We start from the raw sequence: 16,567 nt of genomic DNA on the forward strand, positions 1-16,567 counted from the left end.
GATGAAGATCTCAGTCATTACGGTTTGTTACAACAGTGTGGCAACACTGCAAGACACGCTGGAGAGCGTTCTTCGGCAAACCTGCCCGGACGTGGAATACATTGTGGTGGACGGGGCCAGCAAGGATGGGACGAGAGAGCTCATTGAAAAATATGCTCCCAAATTCTCCGGCCGCATGAAATGGATATCCGAACCGGACCAGGGAATCTACGATGCCATGAACAAAGGCATCCGCATGGCCACGGGAGATGTGATCGGCTTCCTCAATTCGGATGACTACTATTATGACTCAAATGTCGTTCAGGATATCGTAGCTGCCTTTGAAAAAAATCCCGAGGCCGATGCCATTCACGGCAACCTGAATTACATCAATGCTCAAGGGAAAATCGTCAGGACGTGGATAGGTTCTCCATATAAACAAGGATCTTTCCAGCGCGGTTGGATGGCCGCCCATCCCACATTTTACTGCCGTCACGAGTGTTTTAAGCGTTACGGTTCCTTTGATCTCACCATTAGTTCCGCAGCGGATTTTGAACTCATGCTACGCTTCATTGAGAAACACCATATCTCTACTTATTATATAAACCGCTTTTTCATCTGCATGCGTACCGGCGGATCATCCACCTCTGGAATTCGCGCTATCCTGCGTAATGGAAGTCAGAATAAAGTGGCATTCCGTAAAAACGGAATTAACTGCCCCTGGCATTATGTAGTGTCTCGTTTTAGAGATAAATTTATGCAAATATATAAAATAAACTATAAATTATAGAAAATAAGAAATAAAAGAATATATCTATGGTAAATAATTTTTTCTCTACTAAAAACTGTTCCAGTCTTCAGAACATGAACAGCAAAAAATATCTGATGACATAATTAAATTAAAATTTGCCGAAATAAAATGCTCAAAAAGTTAAAATATTATGATGAGAAAACGTGTAGTTGTACATAGTGCTTTTTGGGTAGCCATACAGCAGTATTCTACACAAGGTATTCAATTCATAACGAGCATAATCATGGCACGTATGCTTTTGCCTAGTGATTATGGTGTGCTGGCCATGATTTTTATTTTCAATGATTTTGCAACCATGTTTGTCGATATGGGATTTTCCAATGCTCTTGTTCGTAAGCAAGACTGTACGGCAATTGATTATTCGACCGTATTTTTTACCAACATTGCAATTAGTTTACTTCTTTATGGATTGATATTTGTCGGAGCCCCTGTCATTGCGGATTTTTATGACCAATCTTTGTTGCTTCAAATTGTCCGTATTACGGGACTAACATTTATCATCAATGCTCTATATTCGATATATAGTGTACAATTAACGAAAAACTTGTCCTTCAATATAAAGGCACGAATTTCAATAATTTCCACAATTTTGGCGGCTGCTGTCGGAATATTTCTGGCTTATTATGATTTTGGCGTATGGGCGCTGGTATACCAAATGCTAACGGTTTCAATCATTACTGGTTTATTACACATATACTATGTCAGATGGCGTCCCGTATGGAAATATTCAAAATCGGTATTTAAGGAGTTATTCGGATTTGGAGGCAATGTGTTGAGTGCGAATTTGTTGTTTGTCGCCTATCAGAATGCTTATAATATTACAATTGGACGCTTCTTCCATGCGTCAGATCTTGGCTTTTTTACGAGAGCTGACGGATATTCAAAATTAATTCCTCTCAATATAAGTACAGTACTTATGAAGGTAATGTTTCCTGTAATTTCAAAAATTCAGAATGACGAGCAGGAACTAAAGAGACTAAATAAAAAGGTTATAGAAATTACATCATTTTTCATATTCCCTGCCAGCTTGTTGCTGGCAGGCATGGCTACTCCGTTAATATCGGTTATGCTTACTGACAAATGGCTGCCTTGTGTTCCCTATTTGCAAATTCTGTCAATTTCGATTATGCTGGAACATATTTGTTGGATTAATTGGGATTTTATACTTATCAAGGGATTATCCAACATTGTTCTTCGTAACCGAATAATCACCTGTTTGTTCTCGCTTGCCGTCTTGTTGATTGCTTTGCCGTTTGGGTTAACGTGGGTTGCTGTAGCCAAGGGGACAGGCACTTTGTTTACTGTTGCAGTAAGCATTTATTATATGAAAAGGATCTATGACATTTCCATCGGAGACTCATTCAAAAAGTTACTCAAAATAGCCTTTGCTTCCATCCTGATAGGATTTTTGGCCTATGGTTCGTTTTGCTATATGCAAAATACATTAATTAATTTGTTTATTATTGGAATATGTTGCATAGCGGCATACTTGGCCATGGCTATGATATTATTTAAGGACACATTATATACAACTGCAAATTTACTTAAGCGTAATGAATACTCCCAAGGTTAGCATAATCATGCCCGTATATGGGGTGGAGGAATATATTGGCGTATGTGTCGATTCAATACTAACGCAAACATATGATAACTTAGAAGTGCTGGTCATTGATGACTGTTCGCAGGATAACTCAATTAATATATTAAATGAACATGTTGCTCAAAGCGACAGAGCTTTCTCGTGGAAAATAATCAAGCAACAGGAAAATGGTGGACTGTCTGCTGCTCGCAATGCAGGAATCAGGGAAGCATCCGGGGAATATATCTTCTTTTTGGATAGCGACGATAAACTAATGTCCAATTGCATAAAAGATTTGGTTACAGAAGCCGAGCTGTCCCATTCTGATGTAACAACAGGAAACCGAATCTCTCTTGATTGGCATACAGGTAAGAAGCACAGGATGAGAGAAAATGATTACGTCCTCGCTCGAACAACCTCTTTGAAGGAGTTAATGAAAATTCAACTGCATGGCACGGCATGGAACAAACTAATAAAAAGAGATTTTATTCTCAAACACAATCTCTTTTTTAAAACCGGGATCGTTTATGAAGACGACTTGTGGATGTACTACCTTTTAAGCTGCGAACCAAGCTTTAGTTTTGTTAGTCCTGTTACGTATGTATACCATGTACGCGCCAACTCCACGATTCAAACTTTTTCCGAACAACATATTCTTTCCAAGATTATTATCGCAGCCGATGCTATAAAACATTTCCCTAGTATTTCACCTTCGGCTCAAAAAGTAGCTGTCCATTCAGCTGAACGTTTCCGGCAAGGAGCTTTGATGGAATTTGTTAAACATTTCAAAGATTATTCTGTTTTTTCAAAAGCTTATAAGCTCCTAAGGTACCTACATATTCCCGGTAAGGATTTTTTTTCAAGTCCCTATTGTTCCATAGCTTCTAAGTTGAGATTTATGAATAATTATATTCCTCCAGCTATTGGATGTTTAATGAATTTTATTTCTATTAAATATATTTTAAAAAAAAGTCCTTATAAGCTAACTTATCTTTCTTCAAGTCAGCAAATTGAATTAAGTAAAGAGTTTTGGAAGCATGTTGAACACTGTTGCACGTATGAAAATAGTAAACAAAATAAAAAGGCTTTTCCGTTCTTTTGCAAACGACATTAAAATAATATCAGGACGCTACATTGCAGTGGCAATATCGGGAGGCAAGGGATATGATGGAAAATTGATTCATCAAAACTGGGGTGATGACATTAATTACTATTTTGTAAAAGAACTCTCTGAAAAGGATATAGTACTTTTGAATGATACGATTTTCTCCAAGAGATGGGCCAAAAATTATTTGATTATTGGTTCAACAATCGGAATGGAAGGGAATACTTCAACGATTGTATGGGGAGCAGGCCTGATTTCGGAAAATGCCTGTCAGAATTTACAAATAAAGAAATTTTGTGCGGTCAGAGGGCCAAAAACGCGCGACACTCTAACTGAACATGGATTTGAGTGTCCAGATGTCTATGGAGATCCTGCGTTACTACTTCCTCTTTACTATCGTCCCGATATGAAAAAAAAATACCGGATAGGGATTATTCCTCACTATGTGGATACTTGTATCTTTGAACATTCTAAAAATGACAATAGAGGGGTTCTTGTCATTAGTCCCAGAGGGTACAGTGATTGGCACGAGTTTATAGATCAGATAGTTTCTTGTGAATCCATCGTTTCCTCATCCTTGCATGGGTTAATCATCGCAGAAGCTTATGGCATTAAATCAAAATGGATGGAGATTGTCGGCTCTGAAATGAGGGATAGATTTAAATATGACGACTTTTATTTTTCAATTGGCAAAAATGATGAAAATCCCATTTATGTGGATGAAAATTTCAGAGTTGAAGAACTAGTTGCGGCAACGCAGAAATGGTATCCGGGCAATATCGATTTGAGTAAGTTGCTTAATAATTGTCCATTCGCAATCAAGCCAGCTGTATTTGAAAAATAATATATTAAAGGAAAAAATGAAAAAGATAGTTATTTCTGGCCTCTCTTTAATTGATCAACAAGTCACTATACAACTGAATATTGATGGAGTTGACGAAGTGATATATGCACGCCTTTCGCAAAATATTGTACCTTATGCAACCCTAGATAGAATTGATTCTGTGGTAATGGGATTGATTCTTTTTGCTATTAAGAACGGCTATGATTTTGATTCTGCAATTCCTATTACAGATGAATTATATTATAATCTTACCACTCATTTGATTGAGGCAATAGCCAGTACGGAAAACCTCCATAGGCCAGAAATTCGTGCTCCCAAAATAAGTGCATGTGATAAAAAGGCTCACATTGTTTCAACTGGTGTTTCATGCGGAGTTGACAGCCTGTATACGATATGCTTCCATAAAACAAATATTCCACCGTCACATCAACTCACCCATCTCTCTTTTTTCAATGTAGGTTCTCACCATACCGGGCAGAGGGAAGAAAAATCAAGAAGATTATTTGAGGAACGCAGGAAGCACATAAAAAGCTATTGTGAAAAATCCGCGTTTGAATTAATAGAAATTGAGTCGAATCTTTATACCATTCTTGATAAATACGATGGAGGATATTCTCATATAGAATACCATACTTACATGGCTCTATTTTGTATATTGCTCATACAAAAAGGGGTTAGTAAATACTACTATTCCTCAGGTCATATGTATGCTCATTTTGACTGTAAATACCGGAAAAACAGGAATTTCGATAGTGCTTCTTACGATTTGCTTACTTTATGTGTAGCAACTTCATCAAATATAAGTTTTTCTTCATTTGGCGCTACTGTTACAAGATTGAAAAAGATCGAATTTGTAGCAAAGCATCCATTAGAGGCGGCACATCTCAATGTTTGCGTGTTATCCCCACACAATGAAGGAACTTGCTTTAAATGCCGAAGAACCCTTCTTGAGATCGACTTTCTTGGAATGTTGGAGAACTTCAAAGATGCTTTTGATATCAAACAGTATATGGAAAATCGAAATGATTATTTAGAATATCTCTACATCGGAGTTCTGAGAAAAGATCCTTTTTGCGAAGATATAATTTCAAGATTCAATAGTGAAATAGGATGTATTTTCAAAATGAAAGTTGTCTGCAAAAAATTATTTTCAATGTGCAAAAATAAAATTTTAAAATGAGCAGACCACTCAATGAGTATGATTATCTGAAAGTTATTGCTACAATACTGGTAGTTATAGGGCACTCCACCATCCTTTACAACAGCAGTACCCATCCTGAACAGGATACCAGTATTCCGCAGTTAATAACTTCCGGGATATATCTTTTCCACATGCCATTATTTATGGCGTTGAGTGGAGCTATATATGAAGTGGGGAGACAAAGGGGAAAATACTTGGAGTTCTCATCATTTGCCTTCGATAAAGTAAAAAGACTTCTAATCCCCTACCTCTTTGTCGGTCTATGTTTCTTAATCCCTGCTACAATTTTCTGGTCAACATCAAATCAGGATCCCTTATCGGTTAATAAATTACTATTAGGGCATGGATGCCGGCATTTATGGTATTTGCTGGCATTATTTGAAATATTCGTCTTCCATTGGATAGCTAAAAAAGCAGGCCTGCAAAACTTTATACTTTTATTCGGAGCCATACTTTTGTCGATCTTATTTTCATTATTTGGACATTGTGATTTATGGTGTCTGAATATGGCAATCTATTACTATCCTTTCTTTCTAATCGGCGCAATTATCAGCAAAATTAACAAGACAAACATTCTGTACATAGGCATTATAGGAGCACTTATAATGGGTTGCACGATAAAGTCGACGCACGTATATATAGTCGATATAATGGCAAGCATACTTCTGCAGTCCTGTTTGGTTATCACTTTGATTCAAACTATTCGTATACTTCACCATATCTTGTTTAAGGAAAATGAGTTAGTAAAATTTTTACTAAAATACAGTTTCTCCATATATCTGTTTCATGTGATTGTTATTTATGCAGTTCATGCCTATTTTGATTTATCGTACTACTATGTAATACCGATTATGATTCTATCAGGAATTGTTATTTCTGTTCTTATTTCCTACTTTATCAAACAGCTCAATGGACACATTCTTATCGGAGAAAAAAAGACAAGCTAAACAACTTGATTTTCTAATTTTTATTCAAAACATCAACCTTCGCGGAGGTACGGAGGTCATGGCTTTAAATTTATGCAGACTCCTGAATGATGCTGACTTAAAAGCCAAGATTTTGAGCATTGAAGCACCTCTATCTCCGGATGAGAGACTTATGAGCTTTGAAGATAAGGAAAGAGAAGAGTATCATTCTCAATGCTCTAATGCATTAAATAAATTTATTTCCCCTAACAGGCATCAGAAATTTTTAAAGAAAATACTTGAAAAGAAAATAACAAAACTATCGCCTCGAATATTTGTAAACTTCACCTATGACCTGATGGGGGCTATACCAAAAACAAAAGCTTGCTTCTCTTGTGGAGTATTACATTGGTCGGTGACTGGTTATGAAAAGTCCTTATGGGACATCGCCAAACAGAAAAATATTCTCCATCGGTGGATTTCTACTTTTGTTCTTCGCCGAACACAGGCTTACAATAGAAAAGCCTTGGCATCATTGGATCGCTTAATCACTTTGACAAACAGAGGAGCAAATGAGGTTTTATCGTTGCACCCCGATATTGTAAAAAGCAGTATTCGGGTTATTCCCAATTTCATCCCGTACAATAAACAGCAATACCCAATATCATTACAAAATAATGATAATGTAGTCTATGTAGGTCGCCTGAGTTCGGAAAAAGGAGTATATCTGCTTTTAGATATTTGGAAAAAGGTGAATATCCTATCCTCTTCTCTTGCTCTAACCATTTATGGAGAAGGGCCGGAAATGGATAAAATGAAGGAGCTCATAGCGCTGCACAAAATCAGAAACGTGATTTTTAAAGGATATTCAGATTCTTTGGACGATATGTATAAGAACGCCGACCTGTTGATCAATACTTCTTATTCGGAAGGATTCGGATTGGTCTACATTGAAGCCATGCAATATGGCGTTATTCCCCTGTCCTTTGATTGTCCGGTATCCCCCCGAGAACTTATAGGGGATGCTGGAATACTTATCCCATGTTTTGATACTGAAGCTTATGCCAATACTATTGTTAATTTGCTGAAAAACAAGACCTTGATGAAAATACTCCAGGACAAATGCCTGTCAAGGGCCAAAGATTTTTATATTAATCCTATTATAAAGCGATGGAAAAATTTACTGAAAGAAAATATTACATTGTCATAACCCCCTTTTTTCCAACTGATACAAAATTTCAGGGACCCTTTATCTATGATCAAGTGAATGCCATCATCAGGAATAGCAATTTTAATGTAGTCGTATTTAAACCAATAAACCTTACAAATGAACCATTGCGAGAATATTCCTATGACGGCATCAAAGTGACCAGTTTTAAAACTTACAACCTGCCATCCTATCTCTTCAATGGTTTAATGGATCCATTAAACGTACGGTGTTTTCTTAAATGTCTCAAAAAATCAGGAATTGAGCCAGGCAGTATTGCCGTCGCTCACAGCCATACTGCTTCATGCGCCTGTTACAGTAACGCCTTAAAGCGGATTGATAATAATATCAAGACAATAACGCAATATCATGATTTGGAGCCTTTTGATGTATTGAATGGTCGAATGTCATCCTGGAAATTCAACTTAAATTTCAAAGTCAGACATACACTGAAAGAATTAAATTATGTAGATTACCATGTATGTGTAAGTAAAAGATGCTTGGAAAATCTTCTTTCTTTTCCCAGCCCTCATGAAAATGATATCTACAAGCCGTATATCAATCGGTTAAAACTGATAAAAAATAAAACTTCGAAACTTGTCCCGAAGCATGTCCTCATTTTGTACAATGGGGTGGATTTAAACAAATTTCACTCTAAAAAAACCGCCTCTAGAGACTATTTCCACATTGGCTGTATAGGTAATTATGTCAATTGGAAACGACATGATATTCTTGTCAGGGCGGTAAAAATTTTAGTAGACAGAGGTGTTACAGACATAAAAATAAGTCTATTGGGAAAGGTCCCGCGTGCCGGATTCGAAGAAGTCAAACTTCTTGTGAACCAACTGAACCTTAAAGAGTATATTCAATTTTTGGATTCGTGCGATCATAAAAATTTGATAGATTTCTACAATTCATTAGATCTTTTTGTCCTTCCATCAGTGTTTGAAGGTTACGGTTGTGTTTTTACAGAAGCGCATGCGTGTGGGGTACCATTCATTACTTGCTTAAAACAAGGAATTTCCGAATTGGTTGAAGAACCGGAGAAATGGTTAATCAATCCGGATGATGCTGAAGATCTGGCAGAGAAAATAAATAATTATAAAATTCAAAGGTACCCTCAAATGTTAACTCAGTCTATTGATATTAATATACTGATTTCCAAATTTTTAAAGAGGTTATCTGTTTAAGAAGATTTTCATGAGGAATATTATCTTATACATCCAGAAAAACGATTTTAGCGCTTTTCTGCTTACGCTGGCACTTGCTTCAATTATATTGGGCCCCCTCACATGGCTCGCGCCTGTGTACCCTCTAGCCATTATGGTGGGATGCGCGGTTGTTCTATGCAAAGGAGTAAAAAAGATTTCTCTTATGATCCTGATCTTTTTGTCGGGATGCGCTTTAAGTATTTTATTGGCAGATCCCCTTCCCGTCTTCCAACCTTGGATGAGACTCGCCTATTTTATACTTATCCTGATTGTTTTTTCTCCTCTGCTGCAATCCCAGAAAATAAATAAATTTCGCGTTAATGCATTCTTGTGGATCATGCGTCTTTCCATGTTTATCGGACTGACTTCTTTCTTTTTATATTTCATGGGAATTAACTGTAATAAATACGTGGTTTTTTCTGACCAGCAGAACGGTATTTTCCCAACAGGAATTTTTTCTGGTCTTACGATCCATTCCATGTTGCTGGGTCCAATATCCGGAATTGCGTTTGTTTACATGTTTTATAAAATTTTATCATCATTGTTAACATGGAATAATAAAATAAAAAAATACGAATTACTTATTATCCTCACAAGCCTTGGTTCTTTATTTTTGTCTTCTTCGCGTGGAGCGCTCCTATCCACCATGGGAGCAACATTATATCTGATCCTCATGTTTTTTAAACACCGGCCCAAACAGCTAGTGAGGATTTTAGGATGTATTATTCTGTTAGGATGCGTCATTTATCCTGTTAGTGAATATCTTTTTTCCGGCATGATTGCCAAACAACAAGCCAATGTGAATTCCGGAGGCACTTTTTCTTCTCGAGAAAAATTATGGCATGACCGAAAGTTGGAGTTTTTGAATTCACCAATTTACGGAGTGGGATTTGCCTCCCAACGGGTCATTTCCCTTTCCAGCTCTTTAAAAACAGGTTTGATCGAACCAGGCACATCTTATGGAACAGTCTTTGCTATGACCGGACTTCTCGGAGGAATACCTTTCCTCTGTCTTATTTTTTATAACACTTTCAAAAAATCATCGAAGCAGTGTTGTCTGCAATCAGTTCCAGTTTCTCCCGCTCAACCTGTACTTATCTTTTTTCTCATTCATCTGATCGTCGAAGGATACGTGCTGGCGGCAGGATCTCCCTTGGCTGCTATTTTCTGGTGTTCCCTAGGAGCCGCTTCCGCCTACAGGAATAAAAATTGCCCGGTGCATATGCAAATCCAAATTCTCAGATGAAAATCATTTACATTTCCAACAAAAATCGTATCAAATGCCATGAATGACAAAGACAAGATATATGATTTTGTGTACCTTACCAACACACCGTCATTCTACAAATTAAATCTGTGTAATCGCATAGCTGAGACCAACAGTATTCTATTGGTACTCTATGGCTATGGAAATGAGGCAGTGAACACAGTATTGAAAGACCATGCAGAAACAAAGTTCGATTATGTATTCCTTAATGAAGGGGATTCCAATCGAAGGAATAAAGTGACAGTATTTGTAAAGTTGCTCAGACTTATGAGGAAAGTGAAATGCAGAAAAGTGCTTTATGCCGGCTGGATGGCGCCAGAATATAATTTATACAGTTTTCTTTCGCCCAAGAGGAAAAATGTAATGGTGTGTGAATCTTCTGAATTTGACGTATCCTTTTCCGGAATTGCGGGATGGATAAAACGTGCTGTCATCAATCGGATGGGAGTGGCTTTGCCATCAGGCATCCCCCACAAACAACTATTTGACAATCTCGGTTTTAAAGGACAAGTTAAAGTAACCGGCAGCGTGGGCATATTCCATAAAGGAAAGCGCACAACAACCATTCCAAACACACCGTTGCGCTACCTTTACGTGGGACGTCTTGTAGATGTAAAAAACGTAAAACTGCTGATCCAGGAATTCAATCATAACGGAAAGCTACTGACTATTGTCGGAAAAGGAGAATTGGAAACGGAGCTAAAAAAACAAGCAAAGCCGAATATCACTTTCACGGGGTTTATCGAAAACGTATCACTAGAAAATGTTTACAAATCCCACGATGTATTCGTGCTGGCATCATATCGCGAAACATGGGGCCTCGTGGTTGAAGAAGCGCTCTATTGGGGACTCCCGGTCATCGTAAGCAACCGAGTCGGAAGTTCCCTGGATATGGTCAAGGAATTGGGAACAGGTGAAATTTTTAATTCAGGAAGCATCAAGAGTCTGCATCATTCCATCGAGAAAATGGAAAAAAATTACAATGCGTATAAAAAAAACGTGCTCGCCATAAATTGGAAATCAAGGGAAAAAAAACAAATTTCAGCCTATACACTTATTCTGAATAAATAAAATCTTATAGAGCAATTCTTTTTCTTATTTATAATGCAATGTAGGTATATCAATATAATCTGATCTATCTAAAATGATAATAAAGTCATATGAAAGTATTGCAGACTATTTCCAACCTGAGCCGGCATAGCGGCGGGATTTCTACATGTACCTATGATTTGCTCTCGGCTATGCAGGAATTGGATATTCATGTAGACTTACTGGCGTTGCAAAAGCAGGAACCTGTGGGGAAAAATAAAAATTGGCTGAAGATGCTCCCTAACGATGCTGTCGGTCCTTATGCCTATTCTCGCAACATGCATCGTTTTTTAAAACAATCCGACTACGATCTTTACCATACTAATGGATTATGGCTATACTGCAATCATATTACTTGTGAAATGGCCAGACGAAAGCAAAAGCCGTATGTTATTACTCCACATGGTATGCTTTATCCTGAAGCGTTGGCGCGCTCCTATTGGAAAAAATGGCCTTTGCTCAAGATTTTTTTCGAAAAAGACATTTTGCAATCAGACTGCATTCATGTCACTTGTCAACAGGAATTGAAGTACGTGAGGGCATTTGGCTACCGGGGTCCCGTGGCCATCATAGCCAACCCTGCCAATTTGCCGCCTTACCTTTCTGAAATCGCATTGGCTAAACCCATTTGGATGAAAAATGAGCAACCCAGAAAAATTGGATTCCTGGGACGGTTGCATCCCATAAAGAAAGTGGAAAATCTTCTTTATGGAATGTCATTGCTCAAGCGGCCGACGGATGTTCAGTTAATAATTTTAGGGAAAGGAGAAGAGGCGTATGAGAATTTTCTGCGAAAAGAAGCCAGAAGATTGGGGTTAACCAACATAAAATTTCATGGTTTTGTGAATGGTCGAGAAAAATACGAACAGTTAGCCCGGCTCTCTTGTTTATTTGTTCCCAGTGATTTTGAGAATTTTGGCATGATTGTGACAGAAGCTCTTTCAGTATGTACTCCCGTAATGGCTAGTTTGGGAACACCGTGGGAAGAACTAAATACAAAAAATTGCGGTTGGTGGGTTGATCGCACACCGGAAAATATTGCCATGGTGATACGAGAGGTTATTAGTATGTCGTCAGAAAATCTTCTAGCTATGGGCAAGAGGGGAAGAACCCTGATAGAAGAAAAATATTCGGCAAAACAGGCATCTACTCAAATGGAAAATCTATACCAGTGGCTAACGGAAAAAAAATCTTGCCCAGATTTTATTCAATATATTTAATTCCAGAGTAGTATGAAAATAAAACTAGCTTTCAAATTATTGTATTCCAAATTTGTTTCTTTTTTTGCAGAAGCCATCATAGAAGGATTTTACGGAGGTTTCTTTCAATACAAATCAAATGCAAAAAAAGTATCTTCCTTATATATTTCATATTTAAAAAATTACAATTCATTTATAGGATTTAACGCGAAGTTCAAATCTCCTCCCATCACTCCGCATGGTTTAAATGGAATACATATATCAGAAAATGCGGTTATTGGAAGCAACTGCATCATATTTCAACAAGTAACTATTGGAAGCAATACACTTAAGGGGTCCCCCCATTACGGATCCCCAAATATCGGGGATAATGTTCTTATTGGGGCTGGAGCAAAAATTATAGGAAATGTTTTCATCGGCAATAATTGCAGGATTGGAGCAAACTGTGTCGTTGTAAAAGACATGCCTCCGAATACGGTAGCAGTTCTTTCACCCACAAGATTTATTATGAAAGAAGAAATGATGGAAAACAATTTTTCAGGAATTTTAGAAAAGCATGTGTAAATCTCATTTGGAAAAATATAATAATTCGTGGTATTCTCCAGGTGCCGGATGTACTAAACAAATTCTTTGGTACTATATAAATGCCATATTATTTTCATCTCCACTTTTTCCTTTTTCAAAATTTAAAATTAAAATATTGAGATTATTTGGAGCAAAAATAGGAAAAAATATTGTTATCAAACCATCTGTAAGTATTAAATATCCATGGAAATTAAGCATAGGAGATTATACTTGGATTGGAGAACATGTCTGGATTGACAATCTTGCTCAAGTAACGATAGGCTCCCATGTTTGCATAAGCCAGGGCTCAATGATTCTTTGTGGCAATCATGATTATAAATCTCAAACTTTCGATCTTATTGTTAAACCTGTAACCCTAGAAGACGGAGTATGGATAGGAGCAAAATCTGTGGTCTGTCCCGGAATAACGATCAAAACTCATTCCGTCTTAAGTGTAGGATCTGTTGCTTCAACTGATACGGATCCATATTGCATACACCGAGGCAACCCGGCCATAAATATGAAAAAGCGCATTATAAAGTAACAATGTGGATGGTCCTCCCAAAGAAGTAACATCAAAGACCTCTCTGGATAGTCTACACTACTTCTACAAAAGAACTTGGTTGTGACGCACAACGTCAAAAGACTGTTCCAATTAAAGTAACTTTTCTGTATTTTTTATTTCGTATGAATTCTAAACGCATTTTTATCTGGACAATATCAGGTTCTGCGCAAGCTTTCTGGTCATTCTCGGCCATTCCCATCCGGAATACGTCGCGGATGCAGCCACGCACAGCTTGACCACGGCCGGATTATGGGCTTCCCTGTTCGGACTGATGGCCTCCCCTTCCTCGGAACTCTTCATGACCATATCGGGAGCGATTCTTCTACCTGTCAGAATTCCAGACAAGGAATTCTTCAGGAAGAGATTCTCTAAAGTCCTGTTCCCCTTGCTCATCTGGTCCCTTGTCTACTTGTGTGCCGGACTGGGGCCGCAGAATAGGACCGCCGTTGAAGCCCTGCTCAAGCTGCCATTCACTCCGGTACTGGACGTATTCTGGTTCATGTATGTTATTTGCGGACTCTATTTGTTCGCGCCTATCATCTCCAAATGGATACTTTATGAAGACAGGAATTCCATGAGGTTCTACCTGGGAATCTGGGCATTCGTTTCCTTCCTTCCCCTGCTCAACCTCATCTCCCCCGGACTGTATGATTCACAAGGCAGTTACTATTTTGTTCTGAACAACTTTGGCGGCTTTTTGGGCTATATGATTCTGGGAACTTACCTGAAACGTTATCAGACGTCCGTCAGCAAAAGCAAATTTCTGAAATGCTGCGCGTCCGTCGTCTTATTCAGTGCTCTGCTCTTCCTGCTCAGGGCCTGCTTTCATGTTCTTCCGCCTGGCTTCATTTACGACAACCTTTGCTTTATTTCCATCGTATACGTTTACACCATATTCACCATAATCCAGTACGCTTCCAGATTCATCACCCGCATTCAGGGCGTATTTACGGAATTGTCCAAGCACTCTTTCGGCATTTATCTTTCGCACATCCTCATCATTCACTTTGTAACTCAGCCATTCGTATCATTCCTGCAGCTTCCTCCATATGCAGCCATTCCGCTGATGGCCGTCATGACCTACCTCTGCTGCTATATCACCATCAAACTGCTCACCTTTTTGCCTAAAAGCAAATACATCGTAGGCATATAAACAGGTTCCGCTTCATAAATCCATGCCGTTGCCTTTCCACAGGCCGTTGAACATACCCGTCGTGACAATGGGGAAACAGTGGCTTAAACTGGCGCCGCCAAGTGGAAGGGAGCGGAAATTCCGTCGTCTCCTACATACTGGACCCCACGGAGTCCAAGCGGAAACTGCTTCTGGACATATCTTCCAGACTGCAAGACCCGCTGCTGAATAGGATGGACATTCAAAAAAAGAGATCAACAACCGGGGACTTCCCAATCTGTCCGGCACGATGGAGGAAGGAGGCAACGCTGAACGACCGGCTCGGCAACATCGCCCATTGCAAGAATTTCATCACGGATTCCTGTCTCGGTATTTGCTTTGCACTTATTTTCAAAAGGCCGTTCATCTGCATCGACAATCTCCTGCGAGGTTCCGGCCACTTCATCTCTCTTCTGGAGCTTCTCCATTTAAGGCAGCGCATGCTGCCGGAACATGCAGACAGGATCCCGGATGGAACAAGCCTGGAGATGGATTATGGAGCCGTAAATAAGATATTTCAGGCCCAGGTCCACATGGAACAATCCGGACAATGGTTTCGGAACGCGCTTTCCAAAAAGCGCTCTGAAGCGCTGGAACATTACAACTCGTTCCACAGAGAAAAAATTAACCGGAAATCTCTTCCACAAAGTGGTGCTCATGAAAAGAAAAGGAAAAATACTGCTGGCCCCGGTATACCGCCGCCTTGTCCGCCATTGACACAGGCAACCCGGAATATACATAAAAATTATTGAAAATTAATCATTAACGCATCATTTATATTAATTCTGGAGAGACCTTATGGAATATTTCCTGTTAAAACTGGAAAGTTTTTCATTCCGTTTACATTTAAACAAGCATTTTTGTTAAATATAAACATATTTTTCTTTTAAAGACTTTCTTTTTTGAGAAACATTAATATAATAGCTTCCACAAACCACCAATCATGCAATACAAGAATATTATTACAGCAGCATACGCCATCATGGGTTCTCTCTCCGGAACAGCTTCTGCGGACATTACTCCTCCGCTGGGATCGCTGAATTCCCCTTACGAGGCCTCCCGTCCGTTCTCCGCCACTGTGGGAACCGGTTACGCCACCAAGTACGTCAGCCGCGGCCTGGCCTTCCAGCAGTCCGGCAGCGACCATGTCGTTCCCGTGGAAGCCGTAGGTGCCTATGACCTGAACAGCAAATATTCCATTCTGGCCGGGCTGAAATACCAGTGGCTGACCCAGAACAATCTGGACCATGACAGCACCGGCATTTCCGACGAATCCACGGGACTGCTGGGAATCTCCCGCAAATTCAGCAATTACACGACGGCGGCCCTGAGCTACCAGTTCGTGAACGGCGGCCTTCCCGGCGCGCTGAACATCCACAAGGGAGACACCTCCGGCTTTCCGGCCTTTGACCACGGCCGGGCGGAAGAACACAGCTTCGTGCTGGACATCCACCATAACTTCGGCAAGGGGCTGGAAAACTTCTTCTGGGATAGCCGCGTGCAGTACACGTTCCGCTGGATGTCCGGCTGGTGGTTCTCCAACACGCTGGGCTACAAATATGACTTCAACCGCTCCACCTCCCTGATCGTGTCCGGAACCTGGAATGCCACGGCAGGATATTTTGACCGCAATTCCCTCAATGCCAACGGAACGCAGGGTATTTCCCTGACTGTGGCCGTACCTTTCAAGGCTATGGAACGTCTCGTCGTCACACCCTTTGCCGGCACGGTCTGGCTGGGCAACGGCGGCATGGCCGCCAATCATCGCGGCGCCTCCGAACGGTTTCCCTGGAGAACACCCTCCAAGGTATACCGTAATTTCACCTTCGTTGCGGGGGTGGGCGTGGCCTATTCCTTCTAAAGCCCCATC

General features: G+C 39.6%; 16 protein-coding genes. All 16 read left to right on the forward strand.

The window, feature by feature from the left end:
* The first annotated feature begins 1 nt into the window (after position 1).
* The 16 genes from V3C19_RS07025 (at position 2) to V3C19_RS07100 (ending at position 16,558) form a co-directional block, all read left to right on the forward strand.
* Complete coding sequence (locus V3C19_RS07025) at positions 2-769, forward strand: glycosyltransferase family 2 protein (RefSeq protein WP_154301702.1); 768 nt, start codon at positions 2-4, stop codon at positions 767-769.
* 154 nt (positions 770-923) lie between these two features.
* Positions 924-2,363 carry a lipopolysaccharide biosynthesis protein gene (locus tag V3C19_RS07030; RefSeq protein WP_295934847.1) on the forward strand — a complete coding sequence of 480 codons (1,440 nt, stop codon included), beginning with the start codon at positions 924-926 and terminating at the stop codon, positions 2,361-2,363.
* Positions 2,344-3,483 carry a glycosyltransferase family A protein gene (locus V3C19_RS07035; protein ID WP_295934836.1) on the forward strand — a complete coding sequence of 380 codons (1,140 nt, stop codon included), beginning with the start codon at positions 2,344-2,346 and terminating at the stop codon, positions 3,481-3,483. The genes V3C19_RS07030 and V3C19_RS07035 overlap by 20 nt, the downstream gene beginning before the upstream one ends.
* Positions 3,428-4,318 carry a polysaccharide pyruvyl transferase family protein gene (locus tag V3C19_RS07040; RefSeq protein ID WP_295934834.1) on the forward strand — a complete coding sequence of 297 codons (891 nt, stop codon included), beginning with the start codon at positions 3,428-3,430 and terminating at the stop codon, positions 4,316-4,318. Before V3C19_RS07035 ends, V3C19_RS07040 begins: the two co-directional genes overlap by 56 nt.
* 16 nt (positions 4,319-4,334) lie before the next feature.
* Positions 4,335-5,498: a hypothetical protein gene (locus V3C19_RS07045; RefSeq protein ID WP_154301706.1), complete on the forward strand. Its 1,164-nt coding sequence runs from the start codon at positions 4,335-4,337 to the stop codon at positions 5,496-5,498.
* Entirely contained in the window at positions 5,495-6,466 is a 972-nt protein-coding gene (locus V3C19_RS07050) for an acyltransferase (protein ID WP_154301707.1), read from the forward strand. The genes V3C19_RS07045 and V3C19_RS07050 overlap by 4 nt, the downstream gene beginning before the upstream one ends.
* A complete protein-coding gene (locus tag V3C19_RS07055; RefSeq protein ID WP_154301708.1) occupies positions 6,429-7,634 on the forward strand; it encodes a glycosyltransferase in 1,206 nt (401 codons plus the stop codon). The genes V3C19_RS07050 and V3C19_RS07055 overlap by 38 nt, the downstream gene beginning before the upstream one ends.
* Entirely contained in the window at positions 7,595-8,821 is a 1,227-nt protein-coding gene (locus V3C19_RS07060; RefSeq protein ID WP_154301920.1) for a glycosyltransferase family 4 protein, read from the forward strand. The genes V3C19_RS07055 and V3C19_RS07060 overlap by 40 nt, the downstream gene beginning before the upstream one ends.
* 184 nt (positions 8,822-9,005) lie before the next feature.
* Positions 9,006-10,088, forward strand: a complete 1,083-nt coding sequence (locus tag V3C19_RS07065) for an O-antigen ligase family protein (RefSeq protein WP_295934826.1) — start codon at positions 9,006-9,008, stop codon at positions 10,086-10,088.
* A 39-nt stretch (positions 10,089-10,127) separates the two neighbouring features.
* Positions 10,128-11,180 (forward strand): glycosyltransferase, encoded by a 1,053-nt coding sequence (locus V3C19_RS07070; protein ID WP_154301711.1) that lies wholly within the window; start codon positions 10,128-10,130, stop codon positions 11,178-11,180.
* An 89-nt stretch (positions 11,181-11,269) separates the two neighbouring features.
* Entirely contained in the window at positions 11,270-12,418 is a 1,149-nt protein-coding gene (locus V3C19_RS07075; RefSeq protein WP_154301712.1) for a glycosyltransferase, read from the forward strand.
* A 12-nt stretch (positions 12,419-12,430) separates the two neighbouring features.
* Entirely contained in the window at positions 12,431-12,961 is a 531-nt protein-coding gene (locus V3C19_RS07080) for a serine acetyltransferase (protein WP_154301713.1), read from the forward strand.
* Complete coding sequence (locus tag V3C19_RS07085) at positions 12,954-13,505, forward strand: WcaF family extracellular polysaccharide biosynthesis acetyltransferase (RefSeq protein ID WP_154301714.1); 552 nt, start codon at positions 12,954-12,956, stop codon at positions 13,503-13,505. The genes V3C19_RS07080 and V3C19_RS07085 overlap by 8 nt, the downstream gene beginning before the upstream one ends.
* A gap of 202 nt (positions 13,506-13,707) precedes the next feature.
* On the forward strand, positions 13,708-14,679 hold the full coding sequence (locus tag V3C19_RS07090) for an acyltransferase family protein (protein WP_295934845.1): 972 nt from the start codon (positions 13,708-13,710) through the stop codon (positions 14,677-14,679).
* Positions 14,680-14,891: 212 nt separating this feature from the next.
* On the forward strand, positions 14,892-15,449 hold the full coding sequence (locus V3C19_RS07095) for a hypothetical protein (RefSeq protein WP_154301716.1): 558 nt from the start codon (positions 14,892-14,894) through the stop codon (positions 15,447-15,449).
* A 230-nt stretch (positions 15,450-15,679) separates the two neighbouring features.
* Positions 15,680-16,558 carry a hypothetical protein gene (locus tag V3C19_RS07100; protein ID WP_330937051.1) on the forward strand — a complete coding sequence of 293 codons (879 nt, stop codon included), beginning with the start codon at positions 15,680-15,682 and terminating at the stop codon, positions 16,556-16,558.
* Positions 16,559-16,567 lie beyond the last annotated feature (9 nt).

Source organism: Akkermansia sp. AE01SA01 (genome assembly GCF_036417395.1).
GTDB lineage: Bacteria > Verrucomicrobiota > Verrucomicrobiia > Verrucomicrobiales > Akkermansiaceae > Akkermansia.

Excerpts from the sequence above, each read along its gene's own strand:
- V3C19_RS07025 (WP_154301702.1), top strand. The coding sequence starts at position 2 with ATGAAGATCTCAGTCATTACGGTTTGTTACAACAGTGTGGCAACACTG.
- V3C19_RS07030 (WP_295934847.1), top strand. The coding sequence starts at position 924 with ATGAGAAAACGTGTAGTTGTACATAGTGCTTTTTGGGTAGCCATACAG.
- V3C19_RS07035 (WP_295934836.1), top strand. The coding sequence starts at position 2,344 with ATGAATACTCCCAAGGTTAGCATAATCATGCCCGTATATGGGGTGGAG.
- V3C19_RS07040 (WP_295934834.1), top strand. The coding sequence starts at position 3,428 with ATGAAAATAGTAAACAAAATAAAAAGGCTTTTCCGTTCTTTTGCAAAC.
- V3C19_RS07045 (WP_154301706.1), top strand. The coding sequence starts at position 4,335 with ATGAAAAAGATAGTTATTTCTGGCCTCTCTTTAATTGATCAACAAGTC.
- V3C19_RS07050 (WP_154301707.1), top strand. The coding sequence starts at position 5,495 with ATGAGCAGACCACTCAATGAGTATGATTATCTGAAAGTTATTGCTACA.
- V3C19_RS07055 (WP_154301708.1), top strand. The coding sequence starts at position 6,429 with ATGGACACATTCTTATCGGAGAAAAAAAGACAAGCTAAACAACTTGAT.
- V3C19_RS07060 (WP_154301920.1), top strand. The coding sequence starts at position 7,595 with ATGGAAAAATTTACTGAAAGAAAATATTACATTGTCATAACCCCCTTT.
- V3C19_RS07065 (WP_295934826.1), top strand. The coding sequence starts at position 9,006 with ATGATCCTGATCTTTTTGTCGGGATGCGCTTTAAGTATTTTATTGGCA.
- V3C19_RS07070 (WP_154301711.1), top strand. The coding sequence starts at position 10,128 with ATGAATGACAAAGACAAGATATATGATTTTGTGTACCTTACCAACACA.
- V3C19_RS07075 (WP_154301712.1), top strand. The coding sequence starts at position 11,270 with ATGAAAGTATTGCAGACTATTTCCAACCTGAGCCGGCATAGCGGCGGG.
- V3C19_RS07080 (WP_154301713.1), top strand. The coding sequence starts at position 12,431 with ATGAAAATAAAACTAGCTTTCAAATTATTGTATTCCAAATTTGTTTCT.
- V3C19_RS07085 (WP_154301714.1), top strand. The coding sequence starts at position 12,954 with ATGTGTAAATCTCATTTGGAAAAATATAATAATTCGTGGTATTCTCCA.
- V3C19_RS07095 (WP_154301716.1), top strand. The coding sequence starts at position 14,892 with ATGGACATTCAAAAAAAGAGATCAACAACCGGGGACTTCCCAATCTGT.
- V3C19_RS07100 (WP_330937051.1), top strand. The coding sequence starts at position 15,680 with ATGGGTTCTCTCTCCGGAACAGCTTCTGCGGACATTACTCCTCCGCTG.